We start from the raw sequence: 26,361 nt of genomic DNA, 5'->3' as shown, positions 1-26,361 counted from the left end.
GGGAGGCCCAGGTGGAGCAGCTCGTGCAGGCGATGGCCGCCTTCGCCCCGCCCTCCATGGGCCAGGGAACGCTGCCGCCGCAGTACCAGCAGGCGCTCGAACCGGTGATCGCGGCGAACTGGCAGTAAGTACGCGGGGAGGGGACCATGCAAGAGCCTGAAGGCCGGGCGAGCGGCCTCGCGTGTCTGGTGATGCTCGCCCGGTTCCACGGGGTTGCGGCCGATGCCGGGCGCCTCGCCCACGAGTTCGACATCGGGGACGAGCCCTTCGGCATCGAGCAAATCCTTCTGGCGGCGAAATCCCTGGGGCTGAAGGCGAAAGTGGCGGAGAGCCGTTTCGAGCGCCTGGCAACCACCCCTCTCCCCGCCATCGCGGAAGGGACGGATGGCCGCTTCTTTGTCCTGGCCCGGGCGGATAGGGATCGCGAACAGGTGTTGATCCAAGACCCGGGCGCCGGGCGGCCCCAGGTGCTCGCGCGGGAGGCGTTTCAGGCGCGCTGGTCGGGGAAGCTGATCCTCATCGCTTCCCGGGCGTCCCTCGCGGGGGAGCTCGCGCGATTCGACTTCTCCTGGTTCATCCCCGCCCTGGTCAAGTACCGCAAGCTCCTGGGGGAGGTGCTGGTGGCCTCCCTCTTTCTCCAGCTCTTCGCCTTGGTGACGCCCCTCTTTTTCCAGGTGGTGATGGACAAGGTGCTGGTGCACCGGGGCTACAGCACCCTCACGGTAGTGGGCGTGGGGCTTCTGGCGGTGTCCCTGTTCGAGGCGCTGCTGTCGGGGCTTCGCACCTACGTGTTCTCCCATACCGCGAGCCGCATCGACGTGGAGCTGGGCGCGCGGCTGTTCCGCCATCTCCTGGCGCTGCCGCTCGCCTACTTCGAGGCGCGCCGGGTGGGGGATTCGGTGGCCCGGGTGCGGGAGCTGGAGCACATCCGGCAGTTCTTGACCGGCCCGGCGCTTACCGCGCTGCTCGATCTCGTCTTCTCGGTGGTGTTCATCGGGGTGATGCTGTACTACTCGGTAGCGCTTACCTTGATCGTGCTCACGTCGCTTCCCTGTTACGCCCTTCTCTCGGTGCTGGTCACCCCGGCACTGCGGGCCAGATTGAACGAGAAGTTCGACCGCGGCGCCGAGAACCAGGCTTTCCTGGTGGAGTCCGTCTCCGGCATCCACACGCTGAAGGCGATGGCGGTGGAGCCCCATGTCACCCGTCATTGGGACAGCCAGCTCGCGGCTTACGTGACGGCGGGATTTCGCGTGGCACGCCTTTCTTCCGTAGCCGCCGAGACGGTGTCCCTCATCGGCAAGCTTACGACGGTGGCGATCCTGTGGCTCGGCGCCTATCAGGTGATCGACGGCGAGCTCACCATCGGGGCGCTCATCGCCTTCAACATGCTGGCGGCCAGGGTGGCCCAGCCGGTGATGCGGCTGGCCCAGCTCTGGCAGGAGTTCCAGCACGCCGGGATCTCGGTGGCACGGTTGGGGGACATCCTGAACGCCCGCACTGAACTCCCGGCGAGCCGCCAGGATCTCCCGCCCATGCGCGGCGCCATCGAGTTCGAGAATGTGCACTTCCGTTACCGTCCGGACGGGACCGAGGTGCTGAAAGGCGTCTCCTTCCGCATCGAGCCCGGCGAGGTGATCGGCATCGTGGGCCGCAGCGGCTCGGGCAAGAGCACCATCGCCAAACTGATTCAGCGGCTTTACGCGCCCGAGCGGGGGCGGGTGCGGATGGACGGGGTGGATCTCGCCCTGGCCGACCCGGTGTGGCTGCGCCGGCAGATCGGGGTGGTGCTGCAGGAGAACGTGCTCTTCGCCCGGAGCATCCGCGACAACATCGCGCTCGCCGATCCCGGCGCGTCCCTGGAGGTGGTGATCGAGGCGGCCCAGCTCGCCGGCGCCCACGAGTTCATCATGGAGCTTCCCCAGGCTTACGATACGCCCGTCGGCGAGCACGGCGCGACCCTCTCCGGCGGGCAGCGCCAGAGGATCGCCATCGCCCGGGCGCTGCTTGGCAATCCCCGGGTGCTCATCTTCGACGAGGCGACCAGCGCCCTCGACTACGAGTCGGAGCGCACCGTCCAGGAAAACATGAAGCGGATCTGCGCCGGGCGCACGGTGATCGTCATCACCCATCGCCTCTCTGCGGTGAAGGAGGCGGACCGCATCTTCGTGCTCGACCAGGGGGAATTGGTGGAGGAAGGCCGGCACGGGGAGCTCAAGGAGCGTCCCGACGGGCGCTACGCCCGGCTCTACGCGCTGCAGAGCGCGTAGGCATCCGGGGTGGGACCATGGCGGAGACGGCATGAAGCGCGCGGCGATGGGCGCTTCCAGCTCCCCTTGGGGTGAATTGCTCGCCCGCTACGTCCGGGTGTTCCGGGCGGCTTGGCAAGCACGGCGCGCGCTGGAGCCACCCCGGCGCGAGCCCCTGGAGCGCGAGTTCCTGCCGGCGGTGCTGGAGCTGCAGGAGACCCCGCCGGCGCCGCTGCCCCGCGCGATCCTGTGGACCCTCATCGCCGCCTTCACCCTGACGCTCGCCTGGGCGGTTTTCGGGCGCGTGGACACGGTGGCCGTGGCCCCGGGGAAGCTGATCGCCGACGTGCGCGCCCAGGTGGTCCAGCCCATGGAGACGGCCACCGTGAAGCGCATCCTGGTGCGGGACGGGCAGTCGGTCCGGCAAGGCGATATCCTGATCGAGCTGGACGCCACCGCCGCCGACGCGGAGTCAGCCCAGACGCGGGACGCCTGGGTCGCGGCACGGCTGGAGTCGGCCCGCGCCAGGGCGCTGCTCAACGCGCTGGAGGGCGGCGCCGCGCCGCGGCTTCCCCCACTGCCGGACGTGGACCCGGCGCGGCTGGCGTCCGAGCAGCGGTTGCTTTCGAGCCAGTTCGAGGAATACCGCAGCCGTATGGCGGCCTTTGAGGCGGAGCTGGCCAGGCGCAGGGCGGAGCTCGCCACGACCCGGGAGCTCGCCGCCCGGCTGGAACAGACGGTGGAGATCGCCCGCCGGCGGGCGGAGGATTTCCAAGCCTTGATGGAGAAGAGCTTCGTCTCCCGCCACGGCTTCCTGGAGAAGGAGCAGGCGCGCATCGAGCAGGAGCGGGAACTTGCCCACCAGCAGCTGCGGGCCGCGGAACTCGCGAGCGCCATCGCCCAGGCGGCGCGGGAACAGGCGGCGTACGCGGCGGAGTTCCGGCGCACCGTGGCGGCGACGCTGAACGAGGCGGACAAGCGCGCCGCCAGCCTCGCCCAAGACGTGGTGAAGGCCGAGCAGAAGCGCAGGCTCACGCGGCTCACCGCCCCCGTGGACGGCACGGTGCAGCAGCTCGCGGTCTTTACCGAAGGCGGCGTGGTGACCCCGGCCCAGCCCCTCCTGGTGATCGCGCCCAGGGACTACCGGGCGGAGGTGGAGGCGTGGCTGCCGAACAAGGACGTGGGCTTCGTGAAGGCGGGGCAGCGGGCCGAGATCAAGGTGGAGACCTTCCCGTTCGCCCGCTACGGCACGATTCCGGCCACCGTCACCTTCGTCTCCAACGACGCCGTCAACGACGAGAAGCGGGGGCTGGTGTTCCAGACGCGGCTGCTGTTGGAACGCTCTACCCTCCAGGTGGACGGGCGCACCGTGCAGCTCACCCCCGGCATGGCGGTCACCGCCGAGATCAAAACGGGAAGCCGCCGGGTGATCGAGTACTTCCTCTCGCCCTTGCTGCAGACCGCGAACGAGAGCTTGCGGGAGCGCTAGACCGAGCGCCGGTGCAGCAGCTTGGCACTCCTTCAGGCTTCACGCCACCGGCACCACCCGCATCGAGAAGTCCACCGCCTTCACGTCCTTGGTGAGGCTGCCGATGGAGATGCGGTCCACGCCCGTTTCGGCGATGGCGCGCACGTTCTCCAAGGTGATGCCGCCGGAAGCTTCCAGCTCGGCCCGGCCGGCAGTCAGGCGCACTGCCTCCCGCATGGCGTCGAGGGAGAAGTTATCGAGCAGAATGAGCCGGGCGCCGGCGGCCAGAGCCTCCTCGATCTGGGCCAGGGTTTCCACCTCGATCTGGATCGGCACCGAAGCGTTCATCCGCCAGGCGGCAGCCAGGGCCTCCTTCACGCCCCCCGCCACGGCGATGTGGTTCTCCTTGATCAGGATCCCGTCATAAAGCCCCATGCGGTGGTTTGTGCCACCGCCCACGCGCACCGCGTATTTTTCCGCGAACCGCAGCCCGGGCAGCGTTTTGCGGGTATCGAGAATGCGCGCACGAGTGCCCGCCACCGCGTCCACGTAGCGCCGGGTGGCGGTGGCCACCGCCGAGAGGGTCTGAAGAAAGTTGAGGGCGGGCCGTTCCGCCGAGAGAAGCGCCCGGGCCCGACCCTGGAGCAGGCAGACCTCGGTGCCCGGGGACAAGGCGCCGCCCTCGGGGACGTTCCACTGAATCTCCACGGCCGGATCGAGCCGCCGGAAGCAGGCATCGAACCAGGGGGCGCCGGCCAGCACCGCGTGGTCCCGGCACATGACCCGGGCCCGGGCGATCAAGTCCTCGGGCAGGAGCTGCGCGGTCAGGTCTCCGGGACCCAGGTCTTCTTCGAGCGCCCCGGCCACGTCCCGGGCCACATGCTCCTGGAGCGTGGGGTCCATCGGGCTAGCGCACGTGCTGGGTAAGTTCGGTCAAGGCCTTCAGCACCGCGTCCGGGCTGTGCCCCAACTCGTCGGGCGTGGCGTCGAAGCGGTTGATCCAGAAGACGTGGAAGCCAAACGCCTTGGCCCCCACCACATCCCAGTAGTTGGACGAGACGAACCCCACCTCATGCTTGTCCACCCCCAGGCGGGCCGGGGCCAGGGCGTACACGGACGGGTGGGGCTTGAAGATCTTGAGCTCGTCCACCGACAGGATCGCCTTGAACTTGGGCTCGAGCCCCGTGTTGCGGACCAGGTCCAGCAGCATGCGGGGGCTGCCGTTGGAGAGGATCGCCAGCGGCCGCCCTCGCAGGGCCTCCAGCGCCTCCGCCACTTCTGGGTAGGGCTCCAGGTGCAGGTAAGCGTTCAAGAGCCGGGCGCGGGTGGCGTTGTCGCAGGCAAGGCCCAGGTGACGGCAGGCGTAGGTCAGGGCCCTCTCGGTGATGGCCCAGAAGTCCTCGTATTCCCCCATGAGGCTTTTGAGCCAGGTGTATTCCAGTTGCTTTTGCCGCCAGGTCTGGCTCAAGGCCTGTCCCTGACCGGGGAAGCGCTGGTCGCACCGGGCGACCACCGAGTGCACGTCGTAGAGCGTGCCGTAGGCGTCGAAAACCAGGGCCTTGATCCGGTTCGTCATGGGGTCTGCTCCTTTCTTTCCCCGATGATACCCTGGCCCGGCAGGATTCCGAACCCCGGAAGGCATTGAAATCGCCGCCCGTCCCCCCATTTAAGTGAAAAGTTCATTTTTCGGCAAAGACTTTTTGGAGACCCTCCATGCGCCTGGACAAATTGACCACCAAGTTCCAGCAGGCATTGGCCGACGCCCAGAGCCTGGCCTTGGGCCAGGACAACCCCTTTATCGAGCCCCAGCACGTGCTGATGGCCCTTCTCAACCAGGAAGACGGCGGCACGGCGTCGCTTCTCGCTAGGGCGGGGGTCAACGTGGGGGCCCTGAAAGCCGACCTGCAGAAGAGCCTCCAGCGGCTGCCGAAGGTGGAGGGAACCGGGGGGGAAATCACCCTGTCCCGGGACCTCGTCAACCTGCTCAACTTGACCGACAAGGAGGCCCAGAAGCGGGGGGACCAGTACATCGCCTCGGAACTCTTTCTCCTGGCCTTGACCGAGGACAAGGGCGAGACCGGGCGCCTGTTCAAGCAACACGGGGCCAACCGCACGGCACTGGAGCAGGCGATCCAGACGGTGCGGGGCGGCGCGAGCGTGGAAAACCCCGAGGCCGAGAGCCAGCGCCAGGCCCTGGAGCGCTACACCCTGGACCTCACCGAACGGGCCCGCCGGGGCAAGCTCGATCCCGTGATCGGGCGCGACGACGAGATCCGACGGGTGATCCAGATCCTGCAGCGGCGCACCAAGAACAACCCGGTGCTGATCGGCGAGCCCGGCGTGGGCAAAACCGCCATCGTGGAGGGGCTCGCCCAGCGCATCGTCAACGGCGAGGTGCCGGAATCCCTGAAGAACAAGCGCGTGCTGTCCCTGGACATGGCGGCCCTGCTGGCGGGGGCCAAGTACCGGGGCGAGTTCGAGGAGCGCCTGAAGGCGGTGCTCAAGGAGATCGCCCAGGAAGAAGGCCGCATCATCGTCTTTATCGACGAGCTCCACACCATGGTGGGGGCGGGCAAGGCCGAAGGGGCGATCGATGCCGGCAACATGCTCAAGCCCGCCCTTGCCCGGGGCGAGCTGCATTGCATCGGCGCCACGACCCTGGACGAGTATCGCAAGTACATCGAGAAGGACGCCGCCTTGGAGCGGCGCTTCCAGAAGGTGATGGTGGACGAGCCCACGGTGGAGGAGACCATCGCCATCCTGCGGGGCTTGCAAGAGAAGTACGAACTGCACCACGGGGTGGAGATCACCGACCCGGCCATCGTGGCCGCTGCCGAACTTTCCCACCGCTACATCACCGACCGGTTCCTGCCGGACAAGGCCATCGACCTGATCGACGAGGCGGCGGCCCGCATCCGCATGGAGATCGACTCCAAGCCGGAGGAGATGGACCGCCTGGAGCGGCGCCTGATCCAACTCAAGATCGAGCGGGAAGCGGTGAGGAAAGAAAAGGACGAGGCGTCCCGGAAGCGGCTGCAGCTCCTGGAAGAGGAGATCGCCAAGCTGGAGAAGGAGTATTCGGACCTGGAGGAGATCTGGAAGGCGGAGAAGGCCCAGGTGGCCGGCGCCCAGCACATCAAGGAGGAGCTGGACAAGCTGAAGCTGGAGATGGAGGCGGCCAAGCGGAGGGGCGACTGGCAGAAAGTCTCCGAGATCCAGTACGGGAAGATCCCCCAGCTCGAGGCCCAGCTCAAGCAGGCGGAAAGCGGCGCGGGCAAGAAGCAGTTCAAACTGCTGCGCACCCAGGTGGGCGCGGAGGAGGTGGCCGAGGTGGTGTCCCGCTGGACCGGCATTCCCGTCTCCAAGCTGATGGAAGGGGAGCGGGAAAAGTTGCTCCACATGGAGGAGCGATTGCATCAGCGGGTGGTGGGCCAGGACGAGGCAGTGCGGCTTGTCTCCGACGCCATCCGCCGCTCCCGGGCTGGGCTTGCCGACCCGAACCGGCCCTACGGCTCGTTCCTGTTCCTCGGACCCACCGGGGTGGGCAAGACCGAGCTGTGCAAGGCCCTGGCCGAGTTTCTGTTCGACTCGGAGGAGCACTTGATCCGCCTCGACATGAGCGAGTACATGGAAAAGCACTCGGTGGCGCGATTGATCGGCGCGCCACCGGGCTACGTGGGCTATGAGGAAGGCGGCCAGCTCACCGAGCAAGTGCGCAGGAAGCCCTACTCGGTGATCCTGCTGGACGAGGTGGAGAAGGCCCATCCCGAGGTGTTCAACGTACTGCTCCAGGTGCTCGACGACGGGCGCCTCACCGATGGGCAGGGCAGGACGGTGGACTTCCGCAACACGGTCGTGGTGATGACCTCCAACCTGGGCTCTCACATGATCCAACAGATGGCGGGGGACGACTACCAGGTGATCAAGCTGGCGGTGATGGCGGAAGTAAAGAACTACTTCCGGCCCGAGTTCATCAACCGCATCGACGAGGTGGTGGTGTTCCACGCCCTTGACGAGAAGCACATCAAGCAGATCGCCCAGATCCAGCTTGCCTACCTGCGCAAGCGGCTGGCGGCGATGGACATAGGGCTGGAGGTGTCGGAGGCAGCCCTCTCCGAGCTGGCCAAGGTGGGGTTCGATCCGGCCTACGGGGCGCGCCCCTTGAAGCGGGCGATCCAGCAGCGGATCGAAAATCCCCTGGCCAGGCTGATCCTGGAGGGCCGCTTCGGGCCGAAGGACCTGATCCGGGTGGACGTTTCCGGCGGCGAGTTCATGTTCACCAAGGCGGAGCGGCAGGCGGCCGCGGCGTGAGGGCGCTTTTCTTATGCGGCCGACGGCTGGGGCGCCGAGGAAAGGGCGCGTTCCCCGCTCGCCCGCAGCCGCTGCCACCACTCGGCGGCGGCGGTCTGGGTCCAGGGGTGCCAGGCGGAGAGCACATAGAGCACCACGAGCAGCTCCTCCATGCGCTGGGGACGGGCGGCGGGGTCCTTGTCCAGGCAGCGCACCACCAGGTCGTCCAGCTCCTGGGGAATCTCCTGGGCGCCGCGCTCGGAAGGCCGCGGGGGCGGGGCGCTCAGCACCTGGTGGGTCAGGTCCATGTCGGTTTCCGCCTCGTACAGCCGCCGCCCGGTGAGAAGATAGAAGGCCACTGCGCCCACGGAATAGATGTCGGAGCGGGAGTCGGCCTGCCCCGGGTTGCGGATGCGCTCCGGCGCCATGTACAAGGGCGTGCCCAGGATGCGCAAGGTGCGGGTGAGGTCCCGGGGGTCGGGCTTGTCCAGGTCCTTCACTAGCCCGAAGTCCAGGACCTTTACCACGTCCAGCTCCCCGCCTCGCTCGCACAGCATGATGTTCTGGGGCTTGACATCCCGGTGCACCAGGCCTTTCCCGTGGGCTTCCCGTAGCGACCCGCACAACTGCCGCAGGATGTGGATCACCCGGGGAACGGGCACCGCCCCGTCGCGCGCCACCAGGACGTCCAGGGTGATGCCGTTCAGGTACTCCATGGCGTAGAAAAAGACCCCGTCGGGCGAGCGGCCGTAGTCGTAGATCTCGATGGTGTTGGGGTGGGAGAGCTGGCTCGCGAGGCGCACCTCCCGCTCGAAGCGGGCAATCATCTCGTCGGTGGCCACCGCGGGCTTCAGGATCTTCACCGCCGTGGGCCGCTTGAGGAGCGCATGGGTGGCGAGATAGACCCGGCTCATGCCGCCTTCGCCGATCTCTCGCTCCAGCTTGTACGGCCCGAGCTGGCGCGCTTCGCCCACCTGGCGCTTGAGCCGGGCCACCAGCAGGGACGAGCCGAGGGCCGCCAGCAGGGACAGGACGAACAGCCCGAACAGGGTGCCGAACATGACGTTGAGATAGGCGAGGGGGGCGAAGGCCTCCCGGGCGCTCACCTCCACCGCCACCCCCATGTCGTACTCCGGCAGCCACTTCCACGCGCCGATCACCAGGACGCCGCGATAGTTGCGATACGGCTCCACCAGGACGCCCCGCTGCTCCTGGGGGTCGGATTTAAAGCGGCTCGCCACGGCCAGCGCCGCCAGCCGGGTGAGGGGCCAGGCGTTCGGCTCCAGCTCGGGCACGTACCCGGTGGCCAGTTCGCCCCCGGGGTCGCGCACCTGCACGGCGAGTGCCGAGCGGGCGTCGGGAGATTGAGGCAGAAGGCCCGCGCGCTTGAGGGCTTCGTCGAAGCGGCTTTCGGAGAGCATCAGACCGCTTTCGTCGAAAGCGTACACCTCCAGCGTTTTCCCGGGATGCGTCACCTTGAGGATCTGGGCGAACTCTTCGTCGGCGAACCGGGCGAAGCCCAGGGCGGCGATCACTTCGCCCCGCTCGTTGCGTACCGGGGCCTCGATCCACAGCACCGGGCGCCGGAACAGGGGCAGGGGCGGAGCGTTCAGGCGCTGCTCCTCCCGCAGCGGGCGCACGAAGCGGGTCTTTCCCTGGAACACCGGTTCCAGGTGGTCGAGGGCCGTGCCTGACAAGCGGGCGCCCGCGTACTCGCGAAACCGGGTGGCGATGATCACCCCGCTCCGGTCGATCACCTGGGCGCTGACGCTGCCCGAGTCCCGGATGACGGGGGACAGGATTTCGAACAACCGCGCCCGGGCCGGCGACTCCCACAGGCGGCTTGACGCCGTTGCCGGGTCCCGGCTCAGGCGGGCAAGCTCCACCACGGCCTCCCGGACCCGGGGGTCCTGGGCCCAGCGCTCCGCTTCCCGCCTCTTTTCCTCTATCCAGATCTCCAGCCCTTTGACTTCCGCGTCGAGCACCGTGGTGAGCTCGGAAGCGCGGATCTCCTGCAGGGAGCCGCGCACGCCCTGGTAGGTCCAGCCACCCAGCCCCCCGATGGCCGCCAGGGTGAGGGCCAGCGCCAGGTTGCGGCGCAGGGGGGTCGCGAAGAGCAGGGCCGCGAGGGACGGGCGCCGGTCCTTGCCCACCGCGGGCGCGGGCCGCTCGGCCCGGCTGATCTCCTCGGGATCGGGGGCGGAGGGGGGAGGAGTGGGGGAAGGGCTCATGGACGGCCGCGGGACGCGGAGCCGAGGAGCATGGGGAGTCGCGGTTCTGTCGGTGCGGCGAGGGCTGGCCGCTTGAGAAAACTTATACCTCAACCCCGGCGGCCGCGGCAAACCGGGCGAGGGCTTTTTTATAATGGGCTGCTGCGCCCGAGCCACCTGGCCCCTGATCCCAAGGCCGGGCGCGGATCACCATGGAACACGCCCACACCCTTTTCGAACCCTCCGCCTGGGTGAAGCGCTGGGCCCGGCTGATTCCCGCCGGCGGCGCCGTTCTGGACGTGGCGGCGGGCTCCGGCAGGCACGCCCGTTATCTCGCGGGGCTGGGGTACCGGGTAGAAGCGGTGGACCGAGACGCCGAGGTCTTGCAGGCTTTGGCGGGGGTGCCCGGGATCACGGTGCGGGTGGCCGACCTGGAGGGCGGGCCCTGGCCCTATGCCGGGCGGCGCTTCGACGGGATCGTGGTCACCCACTACCTCCACCGGCCCTTGTTCCCCTGCTTGCTCGAGGCCCTCGGGGAACGGGGCGTCCTCATCTACGAGACCTTCGCGGCGGGCAACGAGCGCTACGGCCGCCCCAGCAACCCGGACTTCCTGTTGCGGCCGGGGGAGCTGCTCGCGGTCTTCGGTGCCGCGCTCCAGGTGGTGGCCTTTGAAAGCGGGCGGGTCAGCGTTCCGAAACCCGCGGTCCTCCAGCGCCTGTGCGCGGTGCGCTTCTCCGAGCCGGTGGACCTGGAACCGGCACTGCCGGCGGATTGAGCCGGCGTGTATGCCGCGGGGCAAAAGAGGCGGGGGTTCCATTTCGCCGGGAGGCTGAATTGGCTACAATGGCCCATTTTCTGGGCGCTATCACATGATCAAGGGCAGTCTCGTCGCCATCGTCACCCCCATGCACGACGATGGCAGCCTGGACCTGGAGCGCTACCGCGCGCTGATCGACTGGCACATCGAGCAAGGCACCGACGGCATCGTGGTGGTGGGCACCACGGGGGAATCGCCCACGGTGGATTTCGACGAGCACCGCACCCTGATCCGGGTGGCGGTAGAGCACGCGGCGGGACGCATTCCCATCGTCGCCGGCACGGGGGCCAACGCCACGCGGGAGGCCATCGAGCTGGCGGCCTACGCCCGGGAAGCCGGCGCCGACGCGAGCCTGTCGGTGGTGCCCTATTACAATAAGCCCACCCAAGAGGGGCTGTATCGGCATTTCAAGGCCATCGCCGAAGCGGTGGACATGCCCCATATCCTCTACAACGTGCCCGGCCGGACGGTGGCCGACATCTGCAACGACACGGTGCTGCGCCTGGCCGAGCTTCCCAACATCGTGGGCATCAAGGACGCCACCGGGAACCTGGAGCGGGGTGCCGACCTGCTGCGGCGCGTGCCGAAGGATTTCGCGGTCTACAGCGGTGACGACGCCACCGCCCTCGCGCTCCTGCTGCTGGGCGGCCATGGGGTCATTTCCGTTACCGCCAACGTGGCGCCCCGGCTCATGCACGAGATGTGCGCTGCCGCCTTCGAGGGGGACTTGAGCCGCGCCCGGGAGATCAACAATCGATTGATGGGATTGCACAAGGATCTGTTCATCGAAGCGAACCCGATTCCGGTGAAGTGGGCCGTCGCCCAGTTGGGGCTCATCAACGAGGGCATCCGGCTCCCCTTGACACCCCTCGCCTCCCAGTATCACGGGCGGGTGCGGGAGGCCATGCGTCAGGCGGGGGTGCTGGGGTGAGCCGAAGGAGTGGAGGGCCGCGCGCCCTGGTTCGGGGGATCGGAGCCTTCCTGCTGGCCCTGGTGGTGGCGGGCTGCTCGGGGGGGCTGCTGCGCAAGGAGATCGATTACAAGTCTTCCAGCAAGCTGCCGCCGCTGGAAATTCCCCCCGACCTGACGGCGCCCAGCACGAGCGATCGCTACACCGTGCCGGACGTGAACGCCCCGGGACCGGCCACCTATTCCGCCTACAGCGCCGAGCGCGCCGGGCGCCCCCAGCCCTCGGGCGTATCCACCCTGCTCCCCGAGAACGCGCAAGTGCGCATCGAGCGGGCGGGCAGCGAGCGCTGGCTGGTGGTGAACCAGCCGCCGGAAAAAGTATGGCCCGTGGTGCGGGACTTCTGGCTGGAGCTGGGCTTCATCATCGCCACCGAGGTCCCGGAGGCCGGGGTGATGGAGACCGACTGGGCGGAGAACCGGGCCAAGATTCCCCAAGACTTCATCCGCGATACCCTGGGCAAGGTGCTGGACCAGTTGTGGTCCACCGGCGAGCGGGACAAGTTCCGCACCCGGCTGGAGCCGATCAAGGATCGCACCGCCACCGAGGTCTACATCAGCCACCGGGGGATGGTGGAGCGGCTGGTGGGCAACAATCCCAACGAGCCCCAGGGCTCCGTGTGGGAGCCGGTGCCGCCCAATCCAGACCTGGAGGCGGAGATGCTGCGGCGGCTGGCGGTGCGCTTCGGTGTGGAAGAGGAGCGCAGCCGGCAACTGCTCGCGGCGCCCAGCCGGGAGCCCCAGGCGAGCCTGATGCCGGGGGCGGGGACGCTGGCCCTGGTGGATCCCTTCGACCGGGCTTGGCGGCGGGTGGGGCTCGCCCTGGACCGGGTAGGATTCACCGTGGTGGACCGGGACCGCTCCAACGGGATCTACTACGTGCGCTACGCCCCCTTGGAGACCCAGCCGAGGAAAGAAGGCGGGCTCCTCTCCCGGCTCGCCTTCTGGCGCAGCGACGAGGGGGGGAAGCCCAGGCCGGAGCAGTATCGCGTTCACCTGGAGCCCACAGGAGAGGGCACTCGGGTGAGCGTGCTCGACAAGGAAGGCCAGCCGGAGAAGTCCGAAACCGGCAAAAAGATCCTGAGCCTGCTGTACGAGCAGCTCAAGTGAGCGGGCGCCACGGATGCCGGGCGAGGGAAAGGGATGAGAAGCCGCGCCGGGCCGCGGGGCGTGGTTATCCCTCTCCTCCCTTCCCCCGCGTCATGATGCGCTTCGCCTCCCTCGGCAGCGGCAGCGCAGGGAACGGCCTGCTGGTGGAGGCGAACGGGACCCGCGTGCTCCTCGATTGCGGTTTTCCCTTGCGGGAGACCGAGGCCCGGCTGGCTCGGCTGAAGGTGGATCCCGGCGAGCTGGACGCCCTCCTGGTAACCCACGAGCACGAGGACCACGCCAGCGGCGTCGCCCGACTGGCAGCCCGTCACGGCATTCCAGTCTACCTCACCTACGGCACCCGCCGGGCCCTGGAATCGGCCCTGCTCCCCGCCACCGAAGTGCATCTGATCGACAGCCATACGCCCTTCGCCGTGGGAGACTTGGAGATCCATCCGTTCCCCGTGCCCCACGACGCCCGGGAGCCCGTCCAGTTCGTCTTCGCCGACGGGGCGGTGCGCCTGGGGGTGCTGACCGACACCGGCTGCCCCACGCCCCACATCCGGGCAATGCTGAACGGCTGCCAGGCCCTGGTCCTGGAGTGCAACCACGATCCCGAGATGCTGGAGAAGGGACCCTATCCCCCGTCCCTCAAACGGCGGGTGGCCGGTCGCTACGGGCACCTAGCCAACCCGGCCGCCGCCGGGCTCCTTGGGAGCCTGGAAACGGGCCGCTTGCAGCATTTGGTCGCCGCCCATCTCAGCCAGACCAACAACACCCCCGAGCTGGCCCGGCGCGCCCTGGCCCAAGCCCTATCCTGCGAGCCCGAGTGGATCGGCGCGGCGGATCAAGACCTGGGCTTCGGCTGGCGCGAGGTCCGTTGACCTCCGCTCAGCCAATGAAAAAGGCCGGCTTGCGCCGGCCTTTTTGCCACTCGCCCGTTCGAGCGACCCGGATTACTTGGGCTGCTCTTTCTTCTCTTCGGCGGGCGCGGCGGCAGGGGCGGCCTGGCCTTCGGCGGGCTTGGCTTCGCCCGCAGGCGCGGCCGCTTGCGGTAGGGCTTCGGCCGGCTTGGCTTCAGGCGTAGCCGCCTGCTGGGTCGGGGCCGGAGCGGGCGCCGGAGCGGCCTGTTGAGCGGGCGCCGGCGCCGTGGCCGCTTCTTCTTTCTTGCCGCAGGCGCTCAGCGCCACGGCGGCGAGGGCTACGAGGAGGATGGAGCGTTTCATAGGGGAGTTATCCTTCGAAAAGTTGGTCATGTCCTGCTTTTCCAGGCCGGCATCCCAGGAACCTGTACGTGCAAGTCTCGCCCGCTTCCGGCGAGACCCGGTTGCCTGTACAGGCTCCTGGGGGACCGCCTGGCGCCCTGGTCCGAACGGATGGGCGCTGGCTGTCCCGGATCCCGACCGGCGGCGGATTTTAGCAGAACACGGCGAAAAGGATAGTAACCTGTATTTTTATACAGTTTAGCGGCCGCGCCCGCGCTTCCCTGCGGCCTTCCCCAGGGCGAGATACCCGGCCCGGTACCACTGGTAAAGCGCTTCCCGGACGGTGGGATCGAGGGGTGTTCTGGGCGGAAGTACGCGGGCATCGGCCAGCCGCGCCAGCGCTTCCCGGGAAGCGCCCTCCACCCGGACGGCTTCCCCGTTGATGTAGACCCCTCGGGGGCCATGGAGCATGCGGGTCTTGATGGCCAGGACGACGCCCCGCCGCGCCGCCTCCCGGGCGAAGGCGTTTGGGCTTAAAGGGCGCGAGGGGGGAGAGAACACCACCGTGGGCTTGGGCTCGGAGAGGTAGACTCCGGCGAACGCCTCTACCTCCGCCGGTCTCCAGCGGATGTGGGCGAGCACCTGGGCGAAACGTTGCACCATCTGGGCGGGGATACGGGCCGGGCGGCGCTGGGGGCGCAGGTCCGGATCGGCGTACATCCCCGGGAGCCGAATGCGATCCTGGAGATAGGCCAGGAACTGGGTGGCGAGCTCCCCGTGGGAAGGGGCGCGGAAGCCGATGGAGTAGGTCATGCATTCCCCCAGGGCAGTGCCCTCGTGGGCGTAGCGGGGCGGGAGATAGAGGAGATCGCCGGGCTCCAGGATCCAGGCCCGCTCGGCGCGGAAGCGCTTGAGGAGCTTGAGCGGTGCGTTTTCCACCCACTCGAGATCGGCCTGGGCGGAGATGCGCCAGCGCCGGCGCCCCGGGCCCTGCAGCAGGAAAACGTCGTACGAATCGAAATGGGGCCCGACCCCGCCGCCGGGGGCGGCGTAGCTCACCATCACGTCGTCCAGCCGGGCGAGGGGCAGGAAGGCGAAGTTCATCATCAGGGCGTGGGCGGAGGCGAGGTGCAGGTCGAGACCGTGCACCAGCAGGGTCCATCCCCGCTCGGGCAGCCGGGAGAAGCGCCGGCCGGCGAAGGGGCCGCTCTCGGCGTGCCAGCGGCGGCCTTGCTTGATCACCAGGCGGGACTCCACGTCGTCCCGGGCGGCGAGCGCTATCAGTTCCCGGGGGGAGAGAAGCCCGGCGAAGCTGGGAAGCGCCTCGCGCACCAGGAGGGGTCGCTTCTGCCAGTGGGCGCGCAGGAAATCGGCGGCGCTCAGGCCGCCCAGGAGGGAGAGCTTTACCGAGTGCGAAGAAGCTTGCATTTTCAATTGTCAAAGGAACCCCGCGATCGGCCCGATCGCGCATTGTGCCGCGAGACAAATACGTTAGAATGGCCTCGCCATTTCTCCTCGACGATGGATGCACCGCCTGCAATGGTTCAAGTCGGCCAGGCCGCGCCGGAATTCGACCTTCCCGATGCCGACATGGCGATGGTGCGGTTGTCGACGTTTCGTGGCAAGAAGAACGTGGTGCTGTACTTCTACCCTAAGGACGACACTCCGGCGTGTACCATGCAGGCGATCGACTTTAGTGACCTGGAGGAGGAATTCAAGCGTTTGGACGCCGTGATTCTGGGGGTGAGCCGGGACGACTGCATCAGCCACGGCTCCTTCCGCGACAAGCACGGACTGTCCATCCAGCTCCTCTCCGACACCGACGGCGAGGTGTGCCGGCGCTACGGCGTGCTCCAGGAAAAAGAGGTGGAGGGCAAGCGTCGGCTGATCGTGTGCCGGTCCACTTTCATCATCGACAAGAAGGGCATCGTGCGCCACGCCCTCTACGGGGTCAACCCGAAGGGTCACGCCCACGCGGTGCTGGAGCTGGTCAAACAGCTCGGTGCCAAAGCCGGTCCCCATGTTTCACGAAGACGCTCCTAGGAGATAACGGGCGGCGGGGATATGGGGCGGCGGTTGCGCGCCGGGACCCTTTGACGGTACCTTGTTGTCTAGCTCGGATATTTCCCCAGGATGCCCCTCAAAGGAAGCGGCGATGGACGAAAAATATCCGGGCCGGGCCAGGCGGGTTCGTCTTCCGGCTCAATGAACTAAAGGAACTATCGCCATGATCGTCGCAAAAAACACTATCGTTACCTTCACCTACAAGCTGTTCGACGCGCAGGGCAATCTACTCGAGGAATCCCGGGAGCCGGTCTCCTACCTGCACGGGGGCTACCATGGCATTTTCCCCTTGGTGGAGGATGCCCTGGAGGGCAAGCAGCCCGGGGACGAGTGCTCCATCACCATGGAGCCGGAGAGCGCCTTCGGCGAGTACGACGCCTCCCTGGTGCGGGTGGAGGACCGGGCCCTATTTCCGGCCGAGGTGAGGGTAGGGATGCAGTTCGAAGGCCGGGGCGAGCAATCGGGGGAGGTGCACATCTTCACCGTGACCGAGGTGGCCGAGAACAAGGTGGTGGTGGATGGCAACCATCCCCTCGCCGGCATGCGGCTGCGTTTCGACTGCCAGGTGACCGACGTGCGGCCGGCCACCCCGGAAGAGCTGGCCCACGGGCACGTCCACGGCCCCCACGGGCATCACTGAGGGCGGCCGGGCCATCGAGTCTTTGGTCGATGGCCAGCGGGCCATGGGCCGCAATCCACCCTCCCTCCTCCCCTCTCGCCCAGAGGGAGAGAGAGACTGAGAAGGGGACTGAACCGCCAGGCAGTCTTTCGGGACGCTCGGCCGCAGCCCTTCGTGAAATATCCAGGCGAGTCACGCCTTACCGAGGCGCTTGAGTTCGTAGAGCTTTTCCAGTGCCTCCCGTGGCGACAACTCGTCCGGCTCCAGCGCCTTGAGCGCGTCCAGGACCGGGTGGGGTTCGGGTTCGGCCGGCGGCGCTTCGATTGCCAGCGCGAACAAGTCCCCTTGCCGCGACCGGCTCAATCCCTGGGTTTCCAGCCAGTGGAGCTGCTTGCGCGCCTGGGCGATCACCCGCGCCGGAACGCCAGCGAGGGCCGCCACCTGCAGCCCGTAGCTCTGGCTGGCGGGCCCCTCGTTCACCGTGTGGAGAAAGACCACCTTGTTGCCGTGCTCTACCGCGCCCAGATGCACGTTGGCGGCCTCCGGGTAGAGAGCGGCGAGGCGGGTCAGCTCGAAGTAGTGGGTGGCGAACAAGGTATAGCCGCGGTTGACGGTGAGGAGATGGCAAGCGATGGCCCACGCCAGGGCGAGGCCGTCGAAGGTGGACGTGCCGCGGCCCACCTCGTCCATGAGCACCAGGCTCGTGTCCGTGGCGTTGTGCAGGATATTGGCTGCCTCGGTCATCTCCACCATGAAGGTGGAGCGGCCGCCGGCCAGGTCGTCGGCGGCGCCGATCCGGGTGAAGATCTGATCCACCGGCCCGATCACCGCCCGGCCTGCCGGGACGAAGCTGCCGCAGCAGGCGAGGAGCACGATCAGCGCCACCTGCCGCATGTAGGTGGACTTGCCCCCCATGTTGGGGCCCGTGATCACCAGAAGCCTGCGCCCGGGACCTAGCCGGGCGTCGTTGGGGATGAAGTCCGCCGTCGCGCGCTCCACCACCGGGTGGCGCCCTGCCTCGATCTCGATGACCGGCTCCTCCGTGTACTCCGGGGCGCGGTAGTCCAGGGCCAAGGCTCGCTCCGCCAGAGCGGCGAAGACATCCAGCTCCGCCACGGCCCGGGCGATGCCCTGCAGCCGGGGCACGTACCCGCCGAGCCAGGCGAGCAGTTCCTCGTAGAGTTCCCGCTCCCGTGCCAGGGCCCGCTCCTGGGCGGAGAGGGTCTTTTCTTCGAAGCGCTTGAGTTCTGGCGTGATGTAGCGCTCGGCGTTCTTGAGGGTTTGGCGCCGGCGGTAGTCCTCCGGCACCTTGTCGCTCTGGGCCCGGGTCACCTCGATGTAGAAGCCGTGGACCTTGTTGTATTCCACCTTGAGGTTGGGAATCCCGGTGCGGGCCCGCTCCCGGGCCTCCATGGCCAGCAGGAATTCGCCGCAATGGGCCTGGAGGCTCCGTAGCTCGTCCAGTTCCGCATCGTAGCCGTCGGCGATCACGCCCCCGTCGCGCAGGAAGGCTGCGGGCGTCTCCTTGACAGCGCGCTTGAGCCGGGCCAGCACTTCTTTGGGTAAAGCGAGCGCCGACCGGATCTCGCCCAGCCGCGAGGCCTGGAGAGACATGAGCAGTGCGTCGAGGGCATCGAGGCGGGAGAGACTGTCCCGCAGCGCGGCCAGGTCCCGGGGGCGCGCGCTTCCCAGGGCGATGCGGGCGGCGATGCGCTCCAGATCGGCCATGCACTTGAGCTCGGCACGCAGAGCGGCGCAGGTCTCGCGCGCATCCCCAGCCAGCTCGGCGATCGTCTGCAGCCGCTGTTCCCGCGGGGAGCGCAGGCGCAGGGGATGGTGCAGCCAGTGGCGCAACAGGCGGCTTCCCATGCTGGTGGCGCAGGTGTCCAGCACCGAGAGAAGGGTGGGGGCCGGCTCTCCGCGCAAGGTCTCGCTGATCTCCAGATTGCGCCTGGTCACGGCGTCCAAGCGCACGAAATCGGTCGTCCGCTCCACGGTGACGCCTTGCAGATGGGCGAGGGTGGCCCCCTGGGTGAGGCGGGCGTACTCCACTAGGGCGCCGGCGGCGGCGACGGCGAGGGGCAGGTCGTCACAGCCGAAGCCCGAGAGGTCGCGGGTGCCGAAATGGCGGGCGAGCAGGTCCTGGGCGATGGAGTGGTCGAATTGCCAGTCGGGCAGGCGTTTCAGCGGGATCGGGCGGGCTTCGAAGACCGGGTGCCGCAGGCTCTCCGGCAGCAGGATTTCCGCCGGCCGGATCCGCTCCAGCTCGGAGGCGAGGGCGGCGGGCTCGATTTCCATGACCCGCAGGCTCCCGGCGGCCAGGTTGAGCCAGGCGAGGCCCACGCGCCGGCGTTCCCAGGTGGCGGCGAGGAGCACGCTCTCGGCGCGTTCGTCCAGCAGGCCCGCGTCGGTGAGGGTGCCGGGGGTGACGATGCGCACCACCCGCCGCTCCACCGGGCCGCGGGCGGCGTCCGTGTCCCCCACCTGCTCGCAGATGGCCACCGACTCCCCCAGCCGTAGGAGCTTGGCCAGGTACTGCTCCGCCGAGTGCACCGGCACGCCCGCCATGGGAATCGGCTCGCCGGCGGATACCCCCCGCCGGGTGAGGGTGATGTCGAGGAGCCTGGCGGCCTTCTCCGCGTCCTCGTAGAACAGCTCGTAGAAGTCGCCCATGCGGTAGAACAGCAGCACATCGGCATGCTGTGCCTTGATGCGCAGATACTGCTGCATGACAGGCGTGTGGCGGGAGAGGTCGTCGAGCTTCATGGGAAGCGTGGACCGGGTTCTGCCGAGGCCGGCGTGGCGGGAATCAGGGGTTCTTCAGCTTCTCGGTGAGGTGGGGCGCGATCGCCTTGAGCAGCTCGACGAACACCTTGGGGTTGCCGGCGACGATGTGGCCGCTCTTCAAGTGATGGGGTTCCCCCCTCAGGTCACCCACCAGGCCGCCCGCTTCGGTGATGAGGAGGCAGCCGGCCGCCATGTCCCAGGGGGAGAGCCCGAGTTCCCAGAAACCGTCGTACCAGCCGGCGGCTACATACGCCAGGTCCAGGGACGCGGCCCCCGGCCGTCGCACGCCGGCCGCGATTCCCATCACGTCGCGCAGCATGGCGAGATACGCCTCGCTGTGCTCCTTGCGGGAGTAAGGGAAGCCGGTGCCGATCAGCGCCCCTTCCAGGCTCGGGTGCTTGCTCACGCGGATGCGCCGGTCGTTCAGATAGGCGCCGGCGCCCCGGCTGGCGGTGAACAGATCGTTGCGGACGGGGTCGTAGACCACGGCCTGGCTCGGCGTCCCTTTGTGCATGAGGGCGATGGACACCGCATACTGGGGCATGCCGTGGAGGAAGTTGGTGGTGCCGTCCAGGGGGTCCACGATCCACTGGTACGGCGAACGCCCATGGCCGCCGCTCTCTTCTGCTAGAATGGCATGGTCCGGATAGGCCTTGTGCAACACTTCGATGATGGCTTCTTCGGCCGCGCGGTCTACCTCCGACACGAAATCGTTGTACCCCTTGGCGCTGACCTTCACCAGATCCAGGTCCCGGGCGGCGCGCAGAATGATGTTGCCGGCGCGCCGCGCCGCCTTGACGGCGGTATTCAGCATGGGATGCATGGGACGCTGTTGACTGGGTTACGAAGAATCCGCGCATTGTAGTGCGATTCCCCCGGTGAATAAACCCGATCCGCTGCAGAGGGTGCGCGTGGTGCTCGTGGGCACGAGCCACCCGGGCAATATCGGCGCTGCGGCGCGGGCGATGAAGACCATGGGGCTTACGGCGCTATACCTGGTGCGCCCCCGGCGCTTCCCCGACCCGGAGGCGACCGCTATGGCCGCGGCGGCGGCAGACGTACTGGAGGGGGCCCGGCAATGGGACAGCCTAGACGAGGCGCTGGCGGGCACCGTGCTGGCGGCGGGGCTCACCGCTCGCCACCGGGAGCTGGCGCCGCAGCCTTTGACGCCTCGGGAGGCCGCGCCGGAGCTGCTTGCCTTCGCCCGGGCCGGGCCGGTGGCGCTGGTGTTCGGCAACGAGGCGAGCGGGCTCACCCGGGAGGAATTGCAGCGCTGCCGGATGGTGGTGCATATTCCCGGGAACCCCCATTACCACTCCCTGAACCTGGCGGCCGCCGTGCAAGTCATGGGCTACGAGCTGCGTATGGCCTTGCCCCAAGCGGGAAGCCTGGAGGCGAGCCCGCGGGAGATGGCGCGCCACGAGGACATGGAGCATTTCTACGCCCACCTGGAGCGCACCCTTCTCGCCGTCGGCTTCCTGGAACCGCAGCGGTCGGGGCGGTCGATGCGGCGGTTGCGGCGCATCTTCGATCGCGCCCGCCTGGAAAAGGACGAGGTGAGCCTCCTGCGGGGCATCCTCAAGGCGGTGGCCAGGGAATGACAAGCGCGTTCATGGATCGGCAGTGCGGGCGGTCCGAGCGATGTACGAGTCCCGGCCGAATTCTTGACCGAATTGGTTGGGAAATGGATACTCGTACAGCGATTCAAGGATACCCGCATGTTCGACCGACTTCGAGAAGACATCGCCAGCGTTTTTCACCGGGACCCGGCCGCGCGCAATGCCTGGGAGGTGATCACCTGCTATCCTGGCTTTCATGCCATCGTCATCCATCGCGTGAGCCACCGGCTGTGGCTCATGGGCTTCAAGTGGCTGGCGCGGTTCGTCTCGCACATCGGCCGGTGGCTTACCGGCATTGAAATCCATCCGGGGGCGCGCATCGGCCGGCGCTTCTTCATCGACCACGGCATGGGCGTGGTGATCGGGGAGACCGCCGAGATCGGCGACGACTGCACCCTCTACCACGGGGTCACCCTGGGCGGAACCACCTGGAACAAGGGCAAGCGCCATCCCACCCTGGGCAGGGGGGTGGTGATCGGCGCCGGCGCCAAGGTGCTCGGCCCCATCACCGTCGGCGATGGCGCCAAGATCGGCTCCAATGCGGTGGTGGTCAAGGACGTGCCGCCCGGCGCCACCGCGGTGGGGATCCCGGCCCGGTTGGTGGACGATTCGCGCAAGGACGCCCGGGAGCGCCAGGCGGAGCAGATGGGCTTTTCCGCCTACGCTATCAGCCAGGACATGGATGATCCCATCGTGAAGGCGATCCACGGTTTGCTCGACCATACGGTGGTCACCGACCAGCGGCTCAACAAGATCATCGAGGCCCTGGACCGGCTGGGCGCCCGGGTGGACGAGCTCAAAGCCCTAGAGGACAAGTTCGACGCCGCTTATCTGAACAAAATAGTTGACTAATTTAGTTGTGTATTTTATCCTTGTCTTATTATTAATATTTTCAATGAGTTGAATTTTAAAGCGGGCAACCGGGAGAAAAGGACAGCGGGCATGAGACTGACCACTAAGGGACGCTTCGCGTTGACCGCCATGATCGACCTGGGGCTCCAGGGAGGCGCAAAGCCCACCGCCCTTGCCGGGATCAGCGAGCGGCAAAAGATTTCCCTCTCCTACCTGGAGCAGCTTTTCAGCAAGCTGAGGCGCCACGGGCTGGTGGAGAGCGTGCGCGGGCCCGGGGGCGGGTACACCCTCGCCCGGTCCATGGCGGAAATCTCCGTGGCCGACATCATCCTGGCGGTGGACGAGCCCATCGACGCCACTTTGTGCGGCGGAAAGGAAGACTGCAAGGACGGGGAGCGTTGCATGACCCACGAGCTATGGGCCGGTCTCAACGAGAGAATCTACGAGTATCTGTCCTCGGTGAGCTTGGCCCAGCTGGTGGCGAAACAGCGGCAAGAGAGCGTGGCGGTCCTGAAGGACCAGCGCAAGGCGGGCGGCAGAACCAGTCCCGAGCCCGCGGTTTCGGTTTGAGCCCTGCCGTCGTGGATCCGGTCTACTTCGATCACAACGCCACCACGCCCCTGGACGAGCGGGTGTTGGAGGCCATGCTGCCCTATTTGCGCGCAGACTTCGGCAATGCGTCCAGCCGCCATGAGCTGGGCACCCGGGCGCGCAAAGCCGTGGACCGGGCGCGGGAGCAGGTGGCCGAAGCGGTGGGCGCTCAGCCTTCCCAGGTGGTGTTCGTGAGCGGCGGTTCGGAAGCCAACAATCTGTTTATCAAGGGGGCCGCCGCTTTCCTCAAGCCCTCCCAGATCCTCGTGTCGGCGGTGGAGCACCCCTGCGTGGCGAAGCCCGCCCAGGAGCTCATCCGCCAAGGGTGGCAGTGCCGCCGGATCGCGGTGGACAAGCAGGGACGGCTCGACTTCGGCGATTACGAGGCGGCCCTGACGCAGCCCACCGGGATCGTGTCGGTGATGCTGGCCAACAACGAGACAGGGGTAATCCAGGACGTGGCTCGCATCGCTGAACGGGGCCGAGGGGCAGGGGCCTGGGTACACAGTGATGCGGTACAAGCTCTAGGGAAGATGGAAGTGGACTTCCGCTCGCTTCGCGTGCACGCGCTGACGGTGTCGGCCCACAAGGTCTACGGTCCTAAAGGGGCGGCGGCCCTGGTGCTAGACAAGCGGGTGTCGGTGAAGGGCCTGATCAGCGGCGGCGGCCACGAAGGAGGGCTGCGGGCCGGCACGGAAAACGTGCCCGCCATCGTGGGCATGGGGGTCGCCTGCGAGCTCGCCAGGGCCCGCTGGCGGCAGGACGCTGAGGGGCTTGCCCGCCTGCGGGACCGGTTGGAGCGGGGGGTGGCGAGCCTCGGCGCCGTGATTTTCGGCGCGGGTGCGGCCCGCATTCCCAATACGAGCTATTTCGCCTTCGAAGGCATCGATGGCGAGACTTTGGTGATCGAGCTGGACCGGCTGGGCTTTTGCGTGGCGAGCGGCTCCGCCTGCTCCAGCCTGAAGACGGGTCCAAGTGAGGTGCTCCTCGCCATGGGGGTCAGCCCCGAGCTCGCCCGGGGGGCGGTGCGGGTGAGCCTGGGGCGCGGCAACACCCAGGCCCAGGTGGAGGCTTTCCTGGAGGCCCTGGGGGGCGTGGTGGCTCGGTTGCGGCGCCTGAGCGCCCTCGCCCTCTGATGGGAGCGGTTAACGCCGCCGGGACGTGGCGCTAAAATAAGCCAATCGACGGCAAGGAGCGAATTCTATGGCAGTGACGTTGACCGAAACAGCGGCGAAACACGTTCGAAGCTTCCTGGAAAAGCGGGGCCGGGGCCTGGGCTTGAGGCTGGGGGTGCGTACGGCCGGCTGCTCCGGCTACGCCTACAAAGTAGAATTCGCCGACGAGGCGCGGGAAGGGGATACCTTGTTCGAAAGCCACGGGGTCAAGGTGCTGGTGGACGCCAAGAGCCTGCCCTTCCTCGACGGCACGGAAGTGGACTTCACCCGGGAGGGCCTCAACGAACGCTTCACCTTCCGTAACCCCAACGTGAAGGACGAGTGCGGTTGCGGGGAGAGCTTCAGCGTCTGAAGCGAGTCTTTCCGGGCCCGAAAGAAAGCGGGACCGGCGTCCCGCTTTCTTTTTTTCGGGCGCTCGTTACTTGCCCGCCGCGATGTGGGACAGGTACTGCCGGTCCACGTAGGCCTGCATCTCTTCCCGGGTGATGTAGCCGTCCCGGTTGACGTCGATGTCGTTGAAGCGGGCCAGCAGCTCAATGTGCCCGAAGATGTCGGAACGGCTAATGCGCCCGTCCCGGTTCACATCGTACTGCTCGAACAGGGCCACGTACTCCTGGGCCCGGCGCTTGTAGTAGTCCTCGGGGCTTTGGGCCAGGGCCAGGGCGCTTCCAGCGACGAGAAGCAACGACAGGGCGACGACGGTTTTTTTCATGGTTCCCCTCCTTTCCTCTTCTTCCGCAGACGCTAAATTCGACCGCGGCATGGGGCGTGAAGTTTTCCCGGGGGGACGTCCTTACCAGACGGCAGCCCGGGCGGTGATGGGCCACAGGGCCTCGACCCGCCCCCCTCGAACGGCCACGTACCAGTCGTCAAGGTTGACGGTGGGGTCGCAATGGCCCGGCACCAGGAGGAGCTTCTCCCCCCAGGGCCGGCAGCCTCGCCCCCGGCGCGGGCTCCAGCGCCCTGTGCTCGTCCATGGCGCGGGTGTAGACGATGTCCGGGCGGCCGTGGACCAGGGGCAGTCCCGAGTCCACGCTGAAGGCTTTCAGGCCGGCGTCCACCACCGCACGGGAGGCCGCAGGCCGGCCCATGACCGTGGCGAGCACGAAAAGGCTCAGCTCAAAGGGGGGCGGAGGGGGCGAGGCCTCAGGCGCCCCCCCCAGGTCCCTGGCGTAGTCCGCGTCCATGAAGACATAGGAACCCTACGGCTGCACCTTCCGGTAGGCGCCGCTGGCGGCCTCCAGGAGGTAGGTGCCGGTGCCGCCGCCGGTCACCCAGGGACAGGGGATGCCGTGGTTCTCCAGCAGCCCCACCGTGGCCTGCACGTGGCCCACGGCCGCGTCGATGGCAGCGCGCCGGGCGGCCGCGTCCAGCTCGTCCACGTTGCCGGCATCGTCCACGCACACCGCCACCCGGGCCCGGCGGGCGAGAGCCGCGATGCGCTCGAGCTTGCGCCGGCCGACCACCTCGTTGGACACCAGCACGTCGACGATGCCCCCTTCCACCAGGGCCTCGGCCTCGCTCACTTTCTGGCAGCACACCCCCACCGCCCCAAGGGCCATCCGCCGGCGGGCGATCTCCGGGCACTTGTGACTCTTGGCGTGGGGGCGAAGCCGCACGGGCAGGCCCCGGAGGGAATCCGCCATGCGGCGCAGGTGACGCTCGAGAACGTCCAGGTCGACCAGGAGGGCCGGGGTGTCGACTTCCTCCAGGGGCATGCCGAACTCAGCGGGCGGAGGTGGGGCCACCGGGGTTCCTCAGGCAAGGGTTGACGGGTGCCGGGGCCGGCGCTGACCGTTACAATAGCTAAGGTTGCGCCGGTCGGGCGCCGCGGCGCTCCGTCAGGGCCCGGCCGGCGCCAGGCCCTTCTGGCAATTCACGGGGAGCAGAAACGCCATGATCCGCACCTTGCGCAGGAGCCTGCTCGCCACCGCGCTGGTGATTTCGTCGGGCGCGCAAGCCGCGGGCGAGGTCACCGTTTACAAAAATCCCCACTGCGGCTGCTGCGGAAAGTGGGTCGAGCACCTGCGGGAAAACGGCTTCCAGGTGACTTCCCGGGATGTGGTGGATCTTACCGAGATCAAGGCCCGCTACGGGGTGCGCCCCCGCCTCGCGTCTTGCCATACCGCCGTCGTGGACGGCTACGTGCTGGAGGGCCACGTGCCGGCGGAGGCGGTCAAGCGACTGCTGCAGGAACGGCCGCCGGTGAAGGGCCTGGCCGTGCCGGGGATGCCGGTGGGATCGCCGGGCATGGAGGGACCTGACCCGCAGCCCTACAACGTCTACACCTTCGACGACAAGGGCGAAGCGCAGGTGTACATGCGCTATTGAACGCCGGCGATGGAAGGCCGCCGGCGGG

Annotated in this window: 25 protein-coding genes; 15 read left to right on the top strand and 10 right to left on the bottom strand. The window is 67.9% G+C overall.

What is annotated here, in order from left to right; all coding sequences use genetic code 11:
* Window positions 1-146 precede the first annotated feature (146 nt).
* Both ACUVYZ_RS16580 and ACUVYZ_RS16575 read left to right on the top strand, forming a co-directional pair.
* The gene (locus ACUVYZ_RS16580; RefSeq protein ID WP_439935508.1) at window positions 147-2,270 is read left to right on the top strand and encodes a type I secretion system permease/ATPase; all 2,124 of its coding nucleotides are present in this window, start codon (window positions 147-149) and stop codon (window positions 2,268-2,270) included.
* A gap of 31 nt (window positions 2,271-2,301) precedes the next feature.
* Window positions 2,302-3,738: an HlyD family type I secretion periplasmic adaptor subunit gene (locus tag ACUVYZ_RS16575; protein ID WP_439935509.1), complete on the top strand. Its 1,437-nt coding sequence runs from the start codon at window positions 2,302-2,304 to the stop codon at window positions 3,736-3,738.
* A 39-nt stretch (window positions 3,739-3,777) separates the two neighbouring features.
* On the opposite strand, the gene nadC is transcribed toward ACUVYZ_RS16575, so the two are convergent.
* Together nadC and ACUVYZ_RS16565 are read right to left on the bottom strand one after the other, a co-directional pair.
* The gene (nadC, locus tag ACUVYZ_RS16570) at window positions 3,778-4,620 is read right to left on the bottom strand and encodes a carboxylating nicotinate-nucleotide diphosphorylase (protein ID WP_439935510.1); all 843 of its coding nucleotides are present in this window, start codon (window positions 4,618-4,620) and stop codon (window positions 3,778-3,780) included.
* 4 nt (window positions 4,621-4,624) lie between these two features.
* Window positions 4,625-5,293: a haloacid dehalogenase type II gene (locus ACUVYZ_RS16565; protein ID WP_439935511.1), complete on the bottom strand. Its 669-nt coding sequence runs from the start codon at window positions 5,291-5,293 to the stop codon at window positions 4,625-4,627.
* 137 nt (window positions 5,294-5,430) lie between these two features.
* On the opposite strand from ACUVYZ_RS16565, the gene clpB reads away from it, so the two are divergent.
* The gene (gene clpB, locus ACUVYZ_RS16560) at window positions 5,431-8,028 is read left to right on the top strand and encodes an ATP-dependent chaperone ClpB (protein WP_439935512.1); all 2,598 of its coding nucleotides are present in this window, start codon (window positions 5,431-5,433) and stop codon (window positions 8,026-8,028) included.
* A gap of 11 nt (window positions 8,029-8,039) precedes the next feature.
* Here clpB and ACUVYZ_RS16555 read toward each other — a convergent pair whose 3' ends face one another.
* Window positions 8,040-10,238 carry a serine/threonine protein kinase gene (locus ACUVYZ_RS16555; RefSeq protein ID WP_439935513.1) on the bottom strand — a complete coding sequence of 733 codons (2,199 nt, stop codon included), beginning with the start codon at window positions 10,236-10,238 and terminating at the stop codon, window positions 8,040-8,042.
* 191 nt (window positions 10,239-10,429) lie between these two features.
* On the opposite strand from ACUVYZ_RS16555, the gene ACUVYZ_RS16550 reads away from it, so the two are divergent.
* The 4 genes from ACUVYZ_RS16550 to ACUVYZ_RS16535 all read left to right on the top strand — a co-directional run bounded on the left by ACUVYZ_RS16550 (window position 10,430) and on the right by ACUVYZ_RS16535 (window position 13,974).
* Window positions 10,430-10,993 (top strand): class I SAM-dependent methyltransferase, encoded by a 564-nt coding sequence (locus ACUVYZ_RS16550; protein WP_439935514.1) that lies wholly within the window; start codon window positions 10,430-10,432, stop codon window positions 10,991-10,993.
* Window positions 10,994-11,087: 94 nt separating this feature from the next.
* On the top strand, window positions 11,088-11,966 hold the full coding sequence (gene dapA / locus ACUVYZ_RS16545; protein ID WP_439935515.1) for a 4-hydroxy-tetrahydrodipicolinate synthase: 879 nt from the start codon (window positions 11,088-11,090) through the stop codon (window positions 11,964-11,966).
* The gene (bamC, locus tag ACUVYZ_RS16540; RefSeq protein WP_439935516.1) at window positions 11,963-13,111 is read left to right on the top strand and encodes an outer membrane protein assembly factor BamC; all 1,149 of its coding nucleotides are present in this window, start codon (window positions 11,963-11,965) and stop codon (window positions 13,109-13,111) included. The genes dapA and bamC overlap by 4 nt, the downstream gene beginning before the upstream one ends.
* Before the next feature lie 95 nt (window positions 13,112-13,206).
* On the top strand, window positions 13,207-13,974 hold the full coding sequence (locus ACUVYZ_RS16535; RefSeq protein WP_439935554.1) for an MBL fold metallo-hydrolase: 768 nt from the start codon (window positions 13,207-13,209) through the stop codon (window positions 13,972-13,974).
* Window positions 13,975-14,046: 72 nt separating this feature from the next.
* Here ACUVYZ_RS16535 and ACUVYZ_RS16530 read toward each other — a convergent pair whose 3' ends face one another.
* The gene (locus ACUVYZ_RS16530) at window positions 14,047-14,316 is read right to left on the bottom strand and encodes a hypothetical protein (RefSeq protein WP_439935517.1); all 270 of its coding nucleotides are present in this window, start codon (window positions 14,314-14,316) and stop codon (window positions 14,047-14,049) included.
* Window positions 14,317-14,553: 237 nt separating this feature from the next.
* Entirely contained in the window at window positions 14,554-15,723 is a 1,170-nt protein-coding gene (locus ACUVYZ_RS16525; RefSeq protein ID WP_439935518.1) for a JmjC domain-containing protein, read from the bottom strand.
* Window positions 15,724-15,834: 111 nt separating this feature from the next.
* Here ACUVYZ_RS16525 and ACUVYZ_RS16520 point away from each other — a divergent pair, with 111 nt between their 5' ends.
* Both ACUVYZ_RS16520 and ACUVYZ_RS16515 read left to right on the top strand, forming a co-directional pair.
* On the top strand, window positions 15,835-16,338 hold the full coding sequence (locus tag ACUVYZ_RS16520) for a peroxiredoxin (protein ID WP_439935519.1): 504 nt from the start codon (window positions 15,835-15,837) through the stop codon (window positions 16,336-16,338).
* Window positions 16,339-16,522: 184 nt separating this feature from the next.
* Window positions 16,523-16,999 (top strand): FKBP-type peptidyl-prolyl cis-trans isomerase, encoded by a 477-nt coding sequence (locus ACUVYZ_RS16515; RefSeq protein ID WP_439935520.1) that lies wholly within the window; start codon window positions 16,523-16,525, stop codon window positions 16,997-16,999.
* Between the two features lie 171 nt (window positions 17,000-17,170).
* Here the strand turns inward: ACUVYZ_RS16515 and mutS are convergent, their stop codons facing one another.
* Together mutS and ACUVYZ_RS16505 are read right to left on the bottom strand one after the other, a co-directional pair.
* The gene (gene mutS / locus ACUVYZ_RS16510) at window positions 17,171-19,744 is read right to left on the bottom strand and encodes a DNA mismatch repair protein MutS (RefSeq protein ID WP_439935521.1); all 2,574 of its coding nucleotides are present in this window, start codon (window positions 19,742-19,744) and stop codon (window positions 17,171-17,173) included.
* Window positions 19,745-19,787: 43 nt separating this feature from the next.
* Complete coding sequence (locus ACUVYZ_RS16505) at window positions 19,788-20,588, bottom strand: inositol monophosphatase family protein (RefSeq protein ID WP_439935522.1); 801 nt, start codon at window positions 20,586-20,588, stop codon at window positions 19,788-19,790.
* 55 nt (window positions 20,589-20,643) lie between these two features.
* Here ACUVYZ_RS16505 and ACUVYZ_RS16500 point away from each other — a divergent pair, with 55 nt between their 5' ends.
* The 5 genes from ACUVYZ_RS16500 to iscA all read left to right on the top strand — a co-directional run bounded on the left by ACUVYZ_RS16500 (window position 20,644) and on the right by iscA (window position 24,354).
* The gene (locus ACUVYZ_RS16500; RefSeq protein WP_439935523.1) at window positions 20,644-21,366 is read left to right on the top strand and encodes an RNA methyltransferase; all 723 of its coding nucleotides are present in this window, start codon (window positions 20,644-20,646) and stop codon (window positions 21,364-21,366) included.
* A 117-nt stretch (window positions 21,367-21,483) separates the two neighbouring features.
* Complete coding sequence (gene cysE, locus ACUVYZ_RS16495; protein ID WP_439935524.1) at window positions 21,484-22,236, top strand: serine O-acetyltransferase; 753 nt, start codon at window positions 21,484-21,486, stop codon at window positions 22,234-22,236.
* A 90-nt stretch (window positions 22,237-22,326) separates the two neighbouring features.
* On the top strand, window positions 22,327-22,806 hold the full coding sequence (locus tag ACUVYZ_RS16490) for a Fe-S cluster assembly transcription factor (protein ID WP_439935525.1): 480 nt from the start codon (window positions 22,327-22,329) through the stop codon (window positions 22,804-22,806).
* Window positions 22,803-23,963: a cysteine desulfurase family protein gene (locus ACUVYZ_RS16485; RefSeq protein WP_439935526.1), complete on the top strand. Its 1,161-nt coding sequence runs from the start codon at window positions 22,803-22,805 to the stop codon at window positions 23,961-23,963. The genes ACUVYZ_RS16490 and ACUVYZ_RS16485 overlap by 4 nt, the downstream gene beginning before the upstream one ends.
* A 67-nt stretch (window positions 23,964-24,030) precedes the next feature.
* Window positions 24,031-24,354 carry an iron-sulfur cluster assembly protein IscA gene (gene iscA / locus ACUVYZ_RS16480; RefSeq protein ID WP_439935527.1) on the top strand — a complete coding sequence of 108 codons (324 nt, stop codon included), beginning with the start codon at window positions 24,031-24,033 and terminating at the stop codon, window positions 24,352-24,354.
* A 66-nt stretch (window positions 24,355-24,420) separates the two neighbouring features.
* Here the strand turns inward: iscA and ACUVYZ_RS16475 are convergent, their stop codons facing one another.
* The 3 genes from ACUVYZ_RS16475 to ACUVYZ_RS16465 all read right to left on the bottom strand — a co-directional run bounded on the left by ACUVYZ_RS16475 (window position 24,421) and on the right by ACUVYZ_RS16465 (window position 25,750).
* Complete coding sequence (locus tag ACUVYZ_RS16475) at window positions 24,421-24,714, bottom strand: calcium-binding protein (protein WP_439935528.1); 294 nt, start codon at window positions 24,712-24,714, stop codon at window positions 24,421-24,423.
* A gap of 157 nt (window positions 24,715-24,871) precedes the next feature.
* Complete coding sequence (locus ACUVYZ_RS16470; RefSeq protein WP_439935529.1) at window positions 24,872-25,189, bottom strand: hypothetical protein; 318 nt, start codon at window positions 25,187-25,189, stop codon at window positions 24,872-24,874.
* A 15-nt stretch (window positions 25,190-25,204) separates the two neighbouring features.
* Window positions 25,205-25,750, bottom strand: coding sequence for an alanine racemase (locus ACUVYZ_RS16465; RefSeq protein ID WP_439935530.1), 546 nt, complete (start codon window positions 25,748-25,750; stop codon window positions 25,205-25,207).
* Window positions 25,751-25,898: 148 nt separating this feature from the next.
* Here ACUVYZ_RS16465 and ACUVYZ_RS16460 point away from each other — a divergent pair, with 148 nt between their 5' ends.
* The gene (locus ACUVYZ_RS16460; protein ID WP_439935531.1) at window positions 25,899-26,333 is read left to right on the top strand and encodes a DUF411 domain-containing protein; all 435 of its coding nucleotides are present in this window, start codon (window positions 25,899-25,901) and stop codon (window positions 26,331-26,333) included.
* Window positions 26,334-26,361 lie beyond the last annotated feature (28 nt).

The organism is Pelomicrobium sp. P1 (genome assembly GCF_052805615.1).
The sequence above is the reverse complement of the archived record's forward strand: the minus strand, read 5'-3'. Positions and strand labels throughout refer to the sequence as shown.

Coding starts and splice junctions, on each gene's coding strand:
- ACUVYZ_RS16525 (WP_439935518.1), bottom strand. CDS start 15,723: ATGCAAGCTTCTTCGCACTCGGTAAAGCTCTCCCTCCTGGGCGGCCTG.
- ACUVYZ_RS16535 (WP_439935554.1), top strand. CDS start 13,207: ATGCGCTTCGCCTCCCTCGGCAGCGGCAGCGCAGGGAACGGCCTGCTG.
- ACUVYZ_RS16505 (WP_439935522.1), bottom strand. CDS start 20,588: ATGCATCCCATGCTGAATACCGCCGTCAAGGCGGCGCGGCGCGCCGGC.
- ACUVYZ_RS16530 (WP_439935517.1), bottom strand. CDS start 14,316: ATGAAACGCTCCATCCTCCTCGTAGCCCTCGCCGCCGTGGCGCTGAGC.
- cysE (WP_439935524.1), top strand. CDS start 21,484: ATGTTCGACCGACTTCGAGAAGACATCGCCAGCGTTTTTCACCGGGAC.
- ACUVYZ_RS16520 (WP_439935519.1), top strand. CDS start 15,835: ATGGTTCAAGTCGGCCAGGCCGCGCCGGAATTCGACCTTCCCGATGCC.
- ACUVYZ_RS16460 (WP_439935531.1), top strand. CDS start 25,899: ATGATCCGCACCTTGCGCAGGAGCCTGCTCGCCACCGCGCTGGTGATT.
- ACUVYZ_RS16580 (WP_439935508.1), top strand. CDS start 147: ATGCAAGAGCCTGAAGGCCGGGCGAGCGGCCTCGCGTGTCTGGTGATG.
- iscA (WP_439935527.1), top strand. CDS start 24,031: ATGGCAGTGACGTTGACCGAAACAGCGGCGAAACACGTTCGAAGCTTC.
- ACUVYZ_RS16490 (WP_439935525.1), top strand. CDS start 22,327: ATGAGACTGACCACTAAGGGACGCTTCGCGTTGACCGCCATGATCGAC.
- ACUVYZ_RS16565 (WP_439935511.1), bottom strand. CDS start 5,293: ATGACGAACCGGATCAAGGCCCTGGTTTTCGACGCCTACGGCACGCTC.
- ACUVYZ_RS16515 (WP_439935520.1), top strand. CDS start 16,523: ATGATCGTCGCAAAAAACACTATCGTTACCTTCACCTACAAGCTGTTC.
- ACUVYZ_RS16470 (WP_439935529.1), bottom strand. CDS start 25,189: ATGGACGCGGACTACGCCAGGGACCTGGGGGGGGCGCCTGAGGCCTCG.
- ACUVYZ_RS16575 (WP_439935509.1), top strand. CDS start 2,302: ATGAAGCGCGCGGCGATGGGCGCTTCCAGCTCCCCTTGGGGTGAATTG.
- ACUVYZ_RS16475 (WP_439935528.1), bottom strand. CDS start 24,714: ATGAAAAAAACCGTCGTCGCCCTGTCGTTGCTTCTCGTCGCTGGAAGC.
- clpB (WP_439935512.1), top strand. CDS start 5,431: ATGCGCCTGGACAAATTGACCACCAAGTTCCAGCAGGCATTGGCCGAC.
- ACUVYZ_RS16555 (WP_439935513.1), bottom strand. CDS start 10,238: ATGAGCCCTTCCCCCACTCCTCCCCCCTCCGCCCCCGATCCCGAGGAG.
- ACUVYZ_RS16550 (WP_439935514.1), top strand. CDS start 10,430: ATGGAACACGCCCACACCCTTTTCGAACCCTCCGCCTGGGTGAAGCGC.
- nadC (WP_439935510.1), bottom strand. CDS start 4,620: ATGGACCCCACGCTCCAGGAGCATGTGGCCCGGGACGTGGCCGGGGCG.
- dapA (WP_439935515.1), top strand. CDS start 11,088: ATGATCAAGGGCAGTCTCGTCGCCATCGTCACCCCCATGCACGACGAT.
- mutS (WP_439935521.1), bottom strand. CDS start 19,744: ATGAAGCTCGACGACCTCTCCCGCCACACGCCTGTCATGCAGCAGTAT.